The organism is Globicatella sanguinis NBRC 15551, from assembly GCF_001552295.1.
In the GTDB taxonomy this organism is placed as follows: Bacteria; Bacillota; Bacilli; order Lactobacillales; family Aerococcaceae; genus Globicatella; species Globicatella sanguinis.
Window position 1 is genome coordinate 17,273 of sequence record NZ_BCQX01000014.1, and the last position, 13,851, is coordinate 31,123.

Annotated in this window: 14 protein-coding genes; 1 reads left to right on the forward strand and 13 read right to left on the reverse strand. The window is 36.4% G+C overall.

Annotated features, from left to right (window positions below; all coding sequences use genetic code 11):
* Nucleotides 1–23: 23 nt before the first annotated feature.
* The 12 genes from rplC to GSA01S_RS02240 all read right to left on the reverse strand — a co-directional run bounded on the left by rplC (nucleotide 24) and on the right by GSA01S_RS02240 (nucleotide 11,455).
* Nucleotides 24–659 carry a 50S ribosomal protein L3 gene (rplC, locus tag GSA01S_RS02185; RefSeq protein WP_066124400.1) on the reverse strand — a complete coding sequence of 212 codons (636 nt, stop codon included), beginning with the start codon at nucleotides 657–659 and terminating at the stop codon, nucleotides 24–26.
* A 26-nt stretch (nucleotides 660–685) separates the two neighbouring features.
* Nucleotides 686–994, reverse strand: coding sequence for a 30S ribosomal protein S10 (gene rpsJ / locus GSA01S_RS02190; RefSeq protein WP_066124402.1), 309 nt, complete (start codon nucleotides 992–994; stop codon nucleotides 686–688).
* Between the two features lie 291 nt (nucleotides 995–1,285).
* On the reverse strand, nucleotides 1,286–2,512 hold the full coding sequence (locus GSA01S_RS02195; protein ID WP_066124404.1) for a mechanosensitive ion channel: 1,227 nt from the start codon (nucleotides 2,510–2,512) through the stop codon (nucleotides 1,286–1,288).
* Between the two features lie 281 nt (nucleotides 2,513–2,793).
* Nucleotides 2,794–3,981: an elongation factor Tu gene (gene tuf, locus GSA01S_RS02200; protein ID WP_066124406.1), complete on the reverse strand. Its 1,188-nt coding sequence runs from the start codon at nucleotides 3,979–3,981 to the stop codon at nucleotides 2,794–2,796.
* 128 nt (nucleotides 3,982–4,109) lie between these two features.
* The gene (fusA, locus tag GSA01S_RS02205; RefSeq protein ID WP_066124408.1) at nucleotides 4,110–6,200 is read right to left on the reverse strand and encodes an elongation factor G; all 2,091 of its coding nucleotides are present in this window, start codon (nucleotides 6,198–6,200) and stop codon (nucleotides 4,110–4,112) included.
* Between the two features lie 101 nt (nucleotides 6,201–6,301).
* Nucleotides 6,302–6,772 (reverse strand): 30S ribosomal protein S7, encoded by a 471-nt coding sequence (gene rpsG, locus GSA01S_RS02210; protein ID WP_066124410.1) that lies wholly within the window; start codon nucleotides 6,770–6,772, stop codon nucleotides 6,302–6,304.
* Between the two features lie 52 nt (nucleotides 6,773–6,824).
* Nucleotides 6,825–7,241: a 30S ribosomal protein S12 gene (rpsL, locus tag GSA01S_RS02215; RefSeq protein WP_066124412.1), complete on the reverse strand. Its 417-nt coding sequence runs from the start codon at nucleotides 7,239–7,241 to the stop codon at nucleotides 6,825–6,827.
* A gap of 225 nt (nucleotides 7,242–7,466) precedes the next feature.
* On the reverse strand, nucleotides 7,467–8,114 hold the full coding sequence (locus GSA01S_RS02220) for a CBS domain-containing protein (protein ID WP_066124414.1): 648 nt from the start codon (nucleotides 8,112–8,114) through the stop codon (nucleotides 7,467–7,469).
* A 7-nt stretch (nucleotides 8,115–8,121) separates the two neighbouring features.
* The gene (locus GSA01S_RS02225; protein WP_066124416.1) at nucleotides 8,122–8,826 is read right to left on the reverse strand and encodes an ABC transporter ATP-binding protein; all 705 of its coding nucleotides are present in this window, start codon (nucleotides 8,824–8,826) and stop codon (nucleotides 8,122–8,124) included.
* Nucleotides 8,826–9,602: an ABC transporter ATP-binding protein gene (locus GSA01S_RS02230; protein WP_066124418.1), complete on the reverse strand. Its 777-nt coding sequence runs from the start codon at nucleotides 9,600–9,602 to the stop codon at nucleotides 8,826–8,828. The genes GSA01S_RS02225 and GSA01S_RS02230 overlap by 1 nt, the downstream gene beginning before the upstream one ends.
* On the reverse strand, nucleotides 9,599–10,567 hold the full coding sequence (locus tag GSA01S_RS02235) for a branched-chain amino acid ABC transporter permease (protein ID WP_066124419.1): 969 nt from the start codon (nucleotides 10,565–10,567) through the stop codon (nucleotides 9,599–9,601). Before GSA01S_RS02235 ends, GSA01S_RS02230 begins: the two co-directional genes overlap by 4 nt.
* A gap of 9 nt (nucleotides 10,568–10,576) precedes the next feature.
* Entirely contained in the window at nucleotides 10,577–11,455 is an 879-nt protein-coding gene (locus tag GSA01S_RS02240) for a branched-chain amino acid ABC transporter permease (protein WP_066124421.1), read from the reverse strand.
* Nucleotides 11,456–11,649: 194 nt separating this feature from the next.
* On the opposite strand from GSA01S_RS02240, the gene GSA01S_RS02245 reads away from it, so the two are divergent.
* The gene (locus GSA01S_RS02245) at nucleotides 11,650–12,276 is read left to right on the forward strand and encodes a hypothetical protein (RefSeq protein ID WP_066124423.1); all 627 of its coding nucleotides are present in this window, start codon (nucleotides 11,650–11,652) and stop codon (nucleotides 12,274–12,276) included.
* Between the two features lie 81 nt (nucleotides 12,277–12,357).
* Here the strand turns inward: GSA01S_RS02245 and GSA01S_RS02250 are convergent, their stop codons facing one another.
* The gene (locus tag GSA01S_RS02250; protein WP_066124424.1) at nucleotides 12,358–13,641 is read right to left on the reverse strand and encodes a uracil-xanthine permease family protein; all 1,284 of its coding nucleotides are present in this window, start codon (nucleotides 13,639–13,641) and stop codon (nucleotides 12,358–12,360) included.
* Nucleotides 13,642–13,851: the final 210 nt, after the last annotated feature.

Below are 13,851 nucleotides of genomic sequence, written 5' to 3' on the forward strand. Positions count from 1 at the left end.
ATCTCGTTCCTCCTTCCTCGATATTATTTAACTGATTTAATAGCTTGTTTAACTTCTACTAAAGATTTTTTAGCTCCTGGAACATTACCTTTAATTAAGATAACATTGTTTTCAACGTCAACTGAAACAATTTCTAAGTTTTGAATTGTTACACGATCGCCACCAGTTTGTCCAGGTAATTTTTTACCTTTAAATACTTTAGAAGCATCTGACGCCATACCCATTGATCCAGGACGACGGTGGAAACGAGAACCATGTGCCATTGGTCCACGACTTTGGCCGTGACGTTTAATTACACCTTGGAAACCTTTCCCTTTAGATGTTCCTGTTACATCGACGATGTCACCCACCGCGAATGTTTCTACTGTGATTTCTTGCCCTACTTCATATTCTCCAAGCTCAACATCACGAAATTCGCGAATGAAGCGCTTAGGAGTAGCATTTGCTTTTGCTACATGACCTTTAGCAGGTTTGTTTGTTAATACTTCACGTAAATCGCCATATCCTAATTGGACAGCTTCGTATCCGTCAGTTTCTACTGTTTTTACTTGTAAAACTACGTTTGGAGCAGCTTCAACAACAGTTACTGGAATTAATTCACCATTTTCAGTGAAGAATTGAGTCATTCCTACTTTTGTTCCTAAGATTCCTTTGGTCATGAGTACACCTCCGTTTTATTTTATTTTTATAATTTAATTTCTACATCCACACCACTTGGTAAGTCTAATTTCATTAAAGCATCTACTGTTTTAGCAGTTGGCTCAATAATGTCGATTAAACGTTTGTGTGTACGCATTTCAAATTGCTCACGAGAATCTTTGTATTTATGTGTCGCACGAATAACAGTATATAAAGAACGTTCAGTTGGTAATGGAATTGGTCCAGCTGTTTTCGCTCCTGTTCTTTGTGCTGATTCTACGATTTTGTTCGCTGATACGTCTAAAGCTCTATGTTCATAAGCTTTTAAACGAATACGGATTTTTTGTTTTGCCATTTTGTTTCCTCCTTCGTCAAATTTAATTAATATGACTTGCTCCACAAGAATTTCTGACTAACTAAGCCGTGGCAACTCACCCTAGTGTGTCACAACCTCTCGCTTCATTGCCGTCTCCCCTCTTAAATAGGGGGCCTGTTTTAGAGCATAATAATCCCTATAAATAGGCACAGCTATTATTATACGGAAAACAATGTATAATAGCAAGGCCTTTTTTAAACTTTTTTTGTGATTTCGTTTTCAATTTTAATCAAATAAAATAAGCCTTTTACATGGCTTATTTTATTTGATTTATTCACTTTTTTCATTTAGATCCGTTTCATTATTTAAAGCCCGATCTGCTTTTTCAAGTTGTTTGGCAGCAAAGTCTCTTCCACCCAATCCAAAGGCTAAAGCAAATGCAACTGCAAATGCACCAAGCAACATAGTAAAACTAGTATTGACAATCGTTTGTGCAAATTTTAATTGATCCAAGGTCATGAAAACAGCAAAAATAATAACCCCGTATCGAATGAATTCTCCAAACAGTTTACTGCCCGATACTTTCGCTAAAAATGTAGCCAATACATTTCCTCCAATAATCCCTACTGCTAAGATAATAACTGAGCTCACAACAGCCGGCAAGTAGGCAATAATCGAATTACCAATTGAGTTTAATACATCTAATTGTAGAACCGAAATGGCTTCAACTAGGAAAAATATCATCAATACCGCTTGAATAATTTGAGCCGATACATTTGAAATCAAAATACTCGTTTCGCCTTTAAAGTTTAAATATTGAGAATATTTATCAATACCTGAAGTTTTCAACATACTCTCAATTAAGTCAGCGACCAATTTAGCAATAAAATTACCAATGATTACAAGAACTACCGCAGCCAATACATTCGGTATGACACTCACAATTTGATTCAGAACAGATACAATGGGATCTGAGATTGTTGATACTCCTAATATTTGTAAAGCTACCGTAATGATAGGGATGTAAATTAAAACATATATAATAGAAGATAAAACATCAGCTAACCGAGTTTCTGTTACAAATTCTGCTGTTTCCTGCTGTCCGATTAACTTTCTATACCAACGATCAACGTCAATTCCTTCGAATAAATTGCGACTTAATTTTTTGATGAATTTACATAAATAGGATCCGATGATAATAATCATCACGGATACTAGTAAATTAGGGATAAAATCCCAAAATTTATCTAACATAATAATAACAGGGTCCGCTACACCAGATAAATTCAAGCCAGTAAATATGAATGGTGTAAATAATAGAATGGTCACAAAATATACCAGAGAACCGATTGTTTCAATAAAGATGTTCGATTCCTCGTCATTCTTCGCCATTCCCCATTTTTGCAATTTGCTATCAAACTCTACTTTATCCAATCCCTTTGTAGTTAATTTTTTTGTTAAAAAAGCCATAAATAAGGCTATGACCAACAGTAGAGCAGCGCCTAAAAGACCTGGTAATGCAGAATATATCTTATTAAATAGTTCATTTATTTTCATATAGGTGCTCCTTTCTAACTTCAACAATTATACCAATACTAACAATAAATTGCTAGTCGTCACGAGGCAAGCATAAACTTTTTAAATTCTGTTTAATCATTGCTCGGTACTTTAAAGCCCAGGGGTTGAATAATCAGGGTCACTTATGTTACCCATACCCTTTGACAAAGAGCCATTTTTTGTATCGATAGAGAAAGTGCCTCCTCATTACAGAGAGATTCAACTTTAAGCGAAAAAAAGGTGATTGACCTAAATCAATCACCTAAACAATTTAATTAAAATTATTGAACAACTTTAGTAACAGTACCAGCACCAACAGTACGTCCACCTTCACGGATAGAGAAACGAGTTCCATCTTCAATCGCGATTGGGTGAATTAATTCAACTGTCATTGATACGTTATCTCCAGGCATTACCATTTCTGTACCTTCTGGTAATTCTACAACACCTGTAACGTCAGTTGTACGGAAGTAGAATTGAGGACGGTAGTTAGCGAAGAATGGAGTATGACGTCCACCTTCTTCTTTTGATAATACGTAAACTTCCGCCTCGAATTTAGTATGAGGTGTAATTGTTCCTGGTTTTGCTAATACTTGACCACGTTGGATTTGTTCACGTGTAACACCACGTAATAACGCACCAATGTTATCTCCAGCTTCAGCGTAATCTAATAATTTACGGAACATTTCAACACCAGTTACAGTTGTTTTGCTAATTTCTTCAGCAATACCAACGATTTCAACTTCGTCACCAACTTTAACTTGTCCACGTTCAACACGTCCAGTAGCAACTGTACCACGACCTGTGATTGAGAACACATCTTCAACTGGCATCATGAATGGTTTTTCAGTATCACGAACTGGTTCTGGAATGTATGTATCTACAGCTTCCATTAATTCTAATACTTTTGCTTCATATTGTTCTTCGCCTTCTAAAGCTTTTAAAGCTGAACCAGCGATTACTGGAACGTCGTCTCCAGGGAATTCGTATTCAGATAATAAATCACGAACTTCCATTTCAACTAATTCTAATAATTCTTCATCGTCAACCATGTCAACTTTGTTTAAGAAGACAACCATGTAAGGAACACCTACTTGACGTGATAATAAGATATGTTCACGTGTTTGAGGCATTGGACCATCAGCTGCAGAAACTACTAAGATTGCGCCGTCCATTTGAGCAGCACCAGTGATCATGTTTTTAACGTAGTCCGCGTGTCCTGGGCAGTCAACGTGAGCGTAGTGACGGTTAGCTGTTTCATACTCGATATGAGAAGTGTTGATTGTGATTCCACGTTCTTTTTCTTCTGGAGCGTTATCGATTTGGTCATAAGCTTGAGCTTGTCCGAATCCTTGTTTTGCTAACACTGTTGCGATAGCTGCTGATAATGTTGTTTTACCGTGGTCAACGTGTCCTAATGTACCGACGTTAACGTGTGGTTTTGAGCGGTCAAATTTTTCTTTTGCCATTTTAGTTAATTCCTCCTAAGAATGAGTTCTATTTTTATAGATGATTAATCTATCATAATTATTATACCTAGAAAGGACTATAATTTCAATAATACAGTCCTTCTAGATTTTAGTGTGCTAATTCAGGCTTATTCAGCTGATTTAGTACCGTATTTTGCAATGATTTCTTCAGCAATAGATTTAGGAACATCTTCATAGTGATCAAATGTCATTGAGAATGTACCACGTCCTTGAGTTGCTGAACGCAATGTAGTTGCATATCCAAACATTTCTGCTAAAGGAATCATCCCTTTAACAACTTGTGCGTTACCACGTACTTCTGAACCTTCAACACGTCCACGACGAGCGTTGATGTGACCCATTACATCACCGAAGTATTCTTCAGGAACCGTAATTTCTACGCCCATCATTGGTTCTAAAATAGATGGATTAGCTTTTTTCGCAGCTGCTTTCAATGCCATTGATGCTGCTACTTTAAAGGCTGTTTCTGATGAATCGACATCGTGGTATGATCCATCATACAATTTAGCTTTAATGTCAACTAATGGGAAACCAGCTAACACACCGTTTTCCATTGCATCTTTCAAGCCGGCTTCGACTGCAGGAATATATTCACGAGGAACAACCCCACCAACAATCGCGTTTTCGAATTCGAATCCTTTACCTTCTTCATTTGGTGTAAATTCAATCCATACGTGACCGTATTGTCCTTTACCACCTGATTGACGAACGAATTTACCTTCTGCTTGAGTAGTACCACGGAAAGTTTCACGATATGAAACTTGTGGAGCACCTACAGTTGCTTCAACTTTAAATTCACGTTTCAAACGGTCAACGATAATATCTAAGTGTAACTCACCCATACCAGCGATGATTGTTTGTCCAGTTTCATGGTTAGTTGATGCACGGAATGTTGGATCTTCTTCAGATAGTTTTTGTAATGCAATCCCCATTTTATCTTGATCTGCTTTTGAGTTTGGTTCAATTGCAACTTCAATAACTGGTTCTGGGAATTCCATTGATTCTAAGATAACTTCTTCTTTTTCATCACATAAAGTGTCACCAGTACCTGTATCTTTTAATCCTACTGCTGCAGCAATGTCTCCAGAGAATACTTCTGCAATCTCTTGACGAGAGTTAGCGTGCATTTGTAAGATACGTCCTACACGTTCACGTTTTCCTTTAGTAGAGTTCTTAACGTATGAACCTGCTTCTAAAGTTCCAGAGTAAACACGGAAGAATGTTAAACGACCAACGAATGGGTCTGTCATAACTTTAAATGCTAATGCTGAGAAAGGTTCTGAGTCATCTGCATGACGTTCTACTTCTTCACCTGTATCAGGTAACGTTCCTTTAATTGAAGGAATATCGATTGGTGCAGGTAAATAATCAATTACACCATCAAGTAATAATTGAACCCCTTTGTTTTTGAAAGCTGAACCACAGAATACTGGATAAAATTCTGCTGCTACTGTTGCTTTACGAATAGCTGCTTTTAATGTTGGTACATCAATTTCTTCACCTTCAAGGTAAGCCATCATTAAATCTTCATCTGTTTCAGCAACAGCTTCAACTAATTTACCACGCCATTCTTCAGCTAATTCTTGGTATTCTTCAGGAATATCAATTTCTTCGATATCAGTACCTAAATCATTATTATATAAGTAAGCTCTCATATTTAATAAATCAATGATACCTCTGAAGTTATCTTCAGCACCAATAGGTAATTGAACAGGGTGAGCATTCGCTTGTAATCGGCTATGGATTGTCCCTACTGAATATAAGAAGTCAGCACCGGTTTTATCCATCTTGTTAACGAATACAACACGAGGAACATTATATGCACTCGCTTGACGCCAAACTGTTTCAGTTTGAGGTTCTACACCTGATTGTCCGTCTAATAATGCGACCGCACCGTCCAATACACGTAATGAACGTTCTACTTCGACAGTAAAGTCCACGTGTCCTGGAGTATCGATAATGTTTACACGATGGTTGTTCCATTGAGCTGTTGTTGCAGCTGAAGTAATGGTAATACCACGTTCCTGTTCTTGTTCCATCCAGTCCATTTGAGCTCCACCCTCATGAGTTTCACCAATTTTATGGATACGACCAGTATAGTACAAGATACGTTCTGTCGTTGTTGTCTTACCAGCATCGATGTGAGCCATGATACCGATATTACGTGTTTTTTCAAGAGAAAACTCTCGTTTTGCCATCTGAAATATACCCCTCTTTCATTTTTTGAGTAGATGTCAACAAATGACTGCATTTTACCATTAAATAAAATGCTGTCATTAAAAATTCTAACATAAAAATCTTACCAGCGGTAGTGTGCAAATGCTTTATTTGCTTCTGCCATTTTATGTGTGTCTTCACGTTTACGAACTGAAGCACCTGTGTTGTTGGCAGCATCCATGATTTCACGAGCTAAACGAGTTTCCATTGTTTTTTCACCACGTAGACGTGAGTAGTTCACTAACCAACGAATAGCTAAAGTATAACGACGTTCTGGACGAACTTCTACTGGTACTTGGAAGTTGGCACCACCGACACGACGAGCTTTAACTTCTAATAATGGCATAATGTTTTCAATTGCTTGATCAAAAACTTCTAATGGATCTTGGCCTGTTTGTTCACGGATAATATCGAAAGCTGAATATAAGATTGTTGCAGCTTTACCACGTTTTCCATCAACCATTAAACGGTTAATTGTACGGGTAACTAATTTTGAATTATAAATTGGATCTGCTAAAACTTCACGTTTAGCGATTGCTCCTTTACGAGGCATTCAAAATCCTCCTTTCTGAAATTGTATTTATTTAAGTCTCTATTTTAATTGATTATTTAGATTTAGGTTTTTTAGTACCGTATTTTGAACGGCTTTGAGCACGGTTATTAACCCCTGCTGTATCTAAAGCACCACGAACGATGTGGTAACGTACCCCTGGTAAGTCTTTAACACGACCACCACGAATTAAAACCACGCTGTGTTCTTGTAAGTTATGGCCGATCCCTGGGATATAAGCTGTAACTTCCATTAAGTTTGATAAACGAACACGGGCATATTTACGTAATGCTGAGTTAGGTTTTTTAGGTGTCATAGTACCCACACGTGTACAAACACCACGTTTTTGAGGTGAGAATGTATCTGTTTGAGCTTTTTTGAAACTGTTGTAACCTTTATTTAAAGCCGGTGAATTTGATTTAGTTGATTTTGACTTACGTGGTTTATTAACTAATTGATTAATTGTTGGCATTTAAAGGTCCTCCTCTCTTAAAATCTTAGTCCACACATCCAAGTGTGTCATTTTTGAATAAAAAATTTACAGCAACCTTTGTTGCCTCCTAGTGATAGGGTTTTTAAGCAGTCAGCACGACTGGTATTCAGGAATCTGTCATTAAAAACACCTACATAAACTTATCATAAATTATAGGCGCCGTCAACTAAAAAAACAAAAAAATGAGCACAAATGCTCATTTTTCTATTCTATTTCTTTAACTTGGACTGAATTGACGATTAAATTTCGATTTTTTAGTTTTTCAACTAAATCACTAGGATTATCACTATCAATGTGAATAACGACTCGAATCCCATCCTCTGTATGATACACCACTAAGTTTGTCAGGTTAGAATCTGATTCTAATAGTGCATCACCTATCTCCTCAATAACCCCTCGACGATCTTGTTGCACTGCCACTACGACACTAGAACCTGGAATATTATAGCCTGAGATATCAGCAAAGGCTCTAAAAATATCTTTATCCGTGATGATTCCTTTTATCTGGTTGTTTTCACTTACCACTAATACCCCAATATTTGAATTGCGCATAATGACAGCTGCTTCTTCAAGCAGATGATTAGGTGATATTTGGATAACCTGTTTTTCCATAATATCTTTCACTTTTGTTTTATCCAATAGATAATTGAGTTCAAACTTACTTAAACTTGTCGCACCTGATGGTGAATTTTCAGCAATAATACTGCGGGTAATGAGTCCAACTAAACGCTCGTTTTCTACTACAGGCAAACGATTAATATTATGTTGCTTCATTAAATCATTAGCATCTATCATGGATGCTTCTGGTCCAATTAAAATCAAATTGGTGGTCATATAATTTTTTACATACATCGTTAACTCAACCTCCTAAATAGGCTTTTTGAACTTCATCACTTGCTAATAACTCTTGGCCTGCTCCACTTGAAACAATTTTTCCAGTCTCTAAAACATATCCCCGGTCGGCAATGGAAAGAGCCATTTTGGCATTTTGTTCGATTAATAAAATGGTCGTGCCTTTTTTATTAATTTCCGTGATTATATTGAATATTTCTCGGATAAAAATTGGAGCTAGACCCATTGATGGTTCATCTAATAATAATAATTTTGGTTTTGACATCAACGCTCTTCCCATTGCTAACATTTGTTGCTCACCACCTGATAAGGTCGCAGCGTCTTGATTAATTCTCTCTTTAAGAACAGGGAATCGCTCAAAAACCTCTTCTACTTCCTGCGCTAAGTTTTCTTTATCCTTTCTTAGAAAAGCCCCCATTTCTAAATTTTCTTTAACAGTCATTCCTTTAAATACATGACGACCTTCTGGCACATGTATTAGGCCATTTTTTACAATATTTTGTGGACTCATTTTAAGCAAGTCATTATTGTTAAAAACCATTGAACCCGAAGCGGGTTTTACCAATCCAGAGATTGTTCTCAATATAGTCGACTTTCCAGCACCATTTGCTCCGATTAAGGTGACGATTTCGCCTTCTTTAACTTCAAATGAAACTTGTCTTACCGCTTTAATCATACCATAATTGACAACTAAATCATTTACAACAAGCATTATTCGTCACCTCCTAAATAAGCTCTGATAACATCAGGGTTTTGTTTAATTTCCTCAGGAGTACCATGAGCGATTAAACGTCCATACTCCAATACATATATTCTTTGACAGATTTTCATTACTAATGACATATCATGTTCAATTAAAACAATCGTCAAATCAAATTGCTCTCTAATTTGTGCAATTAACTCGGTCAATTCTGCTGTTTCATTAGGATTCATTCCAGCCGCGGGTTCATCTAAAAATAAAATTTTAGGTTTAGTCGCCAACGCTCTAACAATTTCTAATCGGCGCTGTTGTCCATAAGCGAGATTTTTTGCTTTTTCATTTGCTAACTGATCTAAATTGAAAATCTTCAATAGTTTCATTGCTTCGGCTCTTAAGTTTTCTTCTGTTTGGTAGAATTGATTGGTTCTAAAAATCGTTGAAAATAGCGAATTGCCTTGTTCACGATTCATGGCGACCATGACATTTTCAATTACAGGTTGATCTTTGAATAAACGAATATTTTGAAATGTTCTAGCTAAACCATAACTGCTTATTTTATCCGGCTTTAGTCCATTTAATATTTTCTCCCCTTGATGGGTATGCATTTTCACTTCGCCTTCACTTGGAACATAAACGCCAGTTAACAAATTAAAAAACGTCGTTTTACCTGCCCCATTAGGTCCAATAAGTCCCACTAATTCATTTTTTTCTAAATGCATCGATACATTGGAGACTGCTGCTAAACCACCAAAATTTTTAGTCAACTGATTTACTTCTAATAAACTCATTTAGCTACCTCCTTACGACGATTAAACAAATTAGCAACTATTTGACCGATTCTTAATTCTGAGGTCCCTAACAAACCACCAGGTCTAAAAATCATGATTAAAATAACCGAAAATCCATAAATGATCATTCTTAATTGGCCAAAATCTTGTAAAAATACATTTAATACTCCTAAAATAATGGCGGCTACAAAGGTACCGGTAAAACTACCTATTCCACCAAACACCACAATAATTAAAATATCAATTGATTTAGCAAAAGTATAATCACTCGGTGTCACAATACCAATATAATTCGCTTGTAATGCTCCTGCGATACTGGCAGTGATTGCCCCTATGACAAATGCTAGTACTTTATATTTTGTAACATCAACCCCCATTGCTTCAGCGGCAATTTCATCTTGTTGTATAGCCATTGTCGCACGCCCAGCACTACTATAGACATAATTAAGAATAAATATAGTCGTGATAACTAAAAAGAAATAAACTAATTGCCATGTTGTAACGAGAGGGATTCCACTAATTCCTGCCGGGCCATTGGTTAAATCTCTCATATTATTAATGACTACCCGAACAATTTCTGCAACACCCAAAGTCGCAATAGCTAAATAATCACCTTTTAATCTTAATGTCGGAATACCTACTATTAAAGCTAGTAAAATAGATAAAACAACACCAATCCCCATTCCTACAAACATGCCGATTAAACTATTTTCGAATGATTTACTAATGATGGCACTGGAGTAGCCACCGATTGCGATAAAAGCAGCATGTCCTAAAGAAAATTGCCCTGCAATTCCTAAGACCAAATTCAGTCCGACAGCATAAATAATATTCAACATAATAGTAACCAAAGTAATTTGATAAAAACGATTAATAATGCCTCTATTGACTAAAAATAACAATAATACAAATCCTAAAATTGCGGTCAGTAACCATATGATATTTTTTAAATGTAATCTTTCCATCTTGACCACCTAAACTTTCTCTCTCACATTTTTAACGAATAATCCGGAAGGTAATACTAATAATATAACAATTAACAATCCATAAACAGCCGCATCACGATAGGTCGACCATCCTAAGAAAGTTACAATTGTTTCTAATAAGCCAATCAAATACCCACCAACCATCGCACCTGGAATACTACCGATTCCACCTACCACCGCTGCTACGAAAGCTTTCAATCCATACGTAATCCCCATCGTCGGGATAATTGAGTTATAATAAACACCAACTAATACACCCGCAATTCCTGCTAAACCGGACCCGAGAGCAAACGTAAAAGAAATCACCCGATCGACATTGATGCCCATTAATTGAGCCGCTTCTGCATCAACCGCTACCGCACGCATTGCTTTTCCCATCTTGGTATATTTCACAATGATTTGTAATAAAACCATAAAAATAACGGTTGTGATAAAAACAAGTATTTGCTTAGAATTAATTACCAATCCGAACACTCTATAAATTTGGTTCGTAACGGTACTTGGAAAGGCCTTAACTTCAGGTCCCACGAAATAAATCATTGAATTTTGCAGTAAATAAGATACACCAATTGCAGTAATGAGGGCTGCCACACGTGTTGAATTTCTTAGCGGTTTATATGCAATCCGTTCAATCACCACTCCTAAAATGGCACAAAAGAACATGGCGACAATCATCGCTAAGTAAACATTCATATGTAAAACACTGACCAAATAATATCCAAAGAAAGCTCCCACCATATAGATATCGCCGTGAGCGAAGTTTATTAATTTAATGGTTCCATAAACCATGGTATAACCTAAGGCGACCAACGCGTAAATACTCCCCAGGGCAATTCCGTTTATGAGTTGTTGCATAAATAATTGCATAATCATTAACCCCTTCTTACTATAATTTAATTTGTAGTTGGAGTATACCTTAAAACGGCAATTAATTCAATCGAATTATGAGAAACTTTATCATTTTTAAGAAATAAATCCTTTTCATTTCATTAATTCTTGACTAGACTTCCTTTGTTAAATTTATTACAATAAAGTAAACGTTTTCTTAAGGAGGTTAGAGAATGTCGCATCATATCGTTAATTGTGCTGTCACTATTAGTACTCATCCTTTGTTGCAAGGGACACAATCCAAAATAGGGATTCCAACACATCTACTACTAAAACAAACCTTAGAGGTTTACGCTAAAATTATTGAGCGAGAATTACCAGACCCATCCCACTCAATACCTGTTGATTTTTTAAGCGATTCTATTTTTAAAATCGTCACTGCTTATCAACAAAATCTCATTATCGAAAGCCAATCATATTTTAACGAGTTATTATCTTTTCTAAATCATAATTTCCCTGTAAATTTTCATAAACTCTCTCACCACTACTCTTTTCATCAACAAACGAGACTAGAACAACTGAAAAGTAATGAATTATTAGTAATCCATGAAGATGAGCCTGAATATATTATCCATCAATCATTACTCAATCTCATTGCTTGGTTTCCTTTAACATTAGCCGCTACCTTAAATTTTAAGGTAGAAGGAGTTAATAAAACCATCCCTATTATCAAATCACTTTTAATTGATTGGCTACAAAAACAAGATCGTTTAAAACTCTTTAATCTTCAAAGCCTCGAACAGCTTTGTTTACCACTCGACCCTATTGCGGCAGCGCTTATTTTAATGCGGCAGTGCTGAATCATACAAAATACTAAAATAGACATTTTCTACCGTGCTAACTTAAGATAGCGACAAATAGAAAATGTCTATTGTTTTTTATTAATCTTCTGCTGGTAAGACTAGATTTAAAATAACTCCGACAATAGCACTTAAAGCGGTCCCTGATATAGTTAAAGCTGATCCTAATTCTAAAACAGCCCCACCTAAACCAATGACTAACATCGCACTGGCAATAATAAGATTACGTGAGTGATTAAAATTCGTTCTTGCTTTTATCATGACTTTTAATCCATTACTTGCAATAACCCCATATAAAAGGATGGCCATTCCACCCAATACCGCATTAGGAATGGTTGAAATTAAGGCTGTAAATTTTCCAAAGAAACTTAAGATAATCGCAATTACGGCGGCATTTCGAATAACTGACACACTCGCTATTCTGGTCATACCAATAACGCCAGTATTTTCACCATAGGTTGTATTGGCTGGTCCACCGATTAAGGCTGACACAAAAGTTGCTGCCCCATCACCAATTAATGTTCGGTGTAATCCAGGTTTTTGAACAAAGTCATGATTAGTAATTTCGCCTAATACGATATGATCGCCGATATGTTCGGCAACTGTCACGATAGCAATCGGTAAAATTGCCAAAGCTTCTGGTCCAAAATAAAAATTATATTGTTTTAGACTCGAAAAAGAAGTCGCGAACGGTAAACTCAAGTCAGGAATGGCTAGCCATTTGGCATTAACTACTGGAGTAAAATCTACTAATCCAAAAACAATCGCAAAAAGGTATCCTACGATAATGGCAATTAAGAAAGGTACGACTTTAATAAACCCTTTACCTTTGACAGTAATGAGAGCTGACACGCCAAATGTAATCAAAGCGACCAAAATATTTCGCCAATCACCCTCTTTAACAAACCCCGCATTGGTTACGGCTGAATTCGCTAATCCCAACCCAATAACCATTATCATTGGACCGATCACTACAGGCGGAAGAATACGATTAACCCATTCGCTACCAATTTTTTTAATTAAAATAGCTGTAAAAACATAGATAAGCCCGACCAACATAATACCTGTTTGGGCTGCACCTATTTTGCCACCCATTGCTTCTTTCGCTATCGCCATGGCTGATATGTAAGCAAATGATGACCCTAGATAAACTGGAACTTGCGCTTTCGTTGCAAACATATAAATAAGCGTCCCAATACCACTAGCAAATAAAGCGGTAGAGACTGACATTCCCAGTATTAAAGGCACCAAAATTGTTGCGCCAAACATTGCAAATACATGTTGAAAACTAAGCAACATTCCAGGTAAAAAGGCCGGCTTTTCATGAACGTCTAATAATAATGGTTTGTTTGTTGATGTCTCCATCTTTCCCTCTTTTCCGCTATTTTCGTAAAAATGCATACAAAAATAGCCCTTATTTTTGGCTTAAGGGCTTATACGATCTAATATCGCTAACTAACATGTAGCCTTAGTATACTCTCGGTACACCTTAAAGTCCTTAAATCTCCAATAGTGTATCATATATTAAAAGGCTTGACTAGTCCAATTATTAATTTAATTTGATAGTGTCAAATT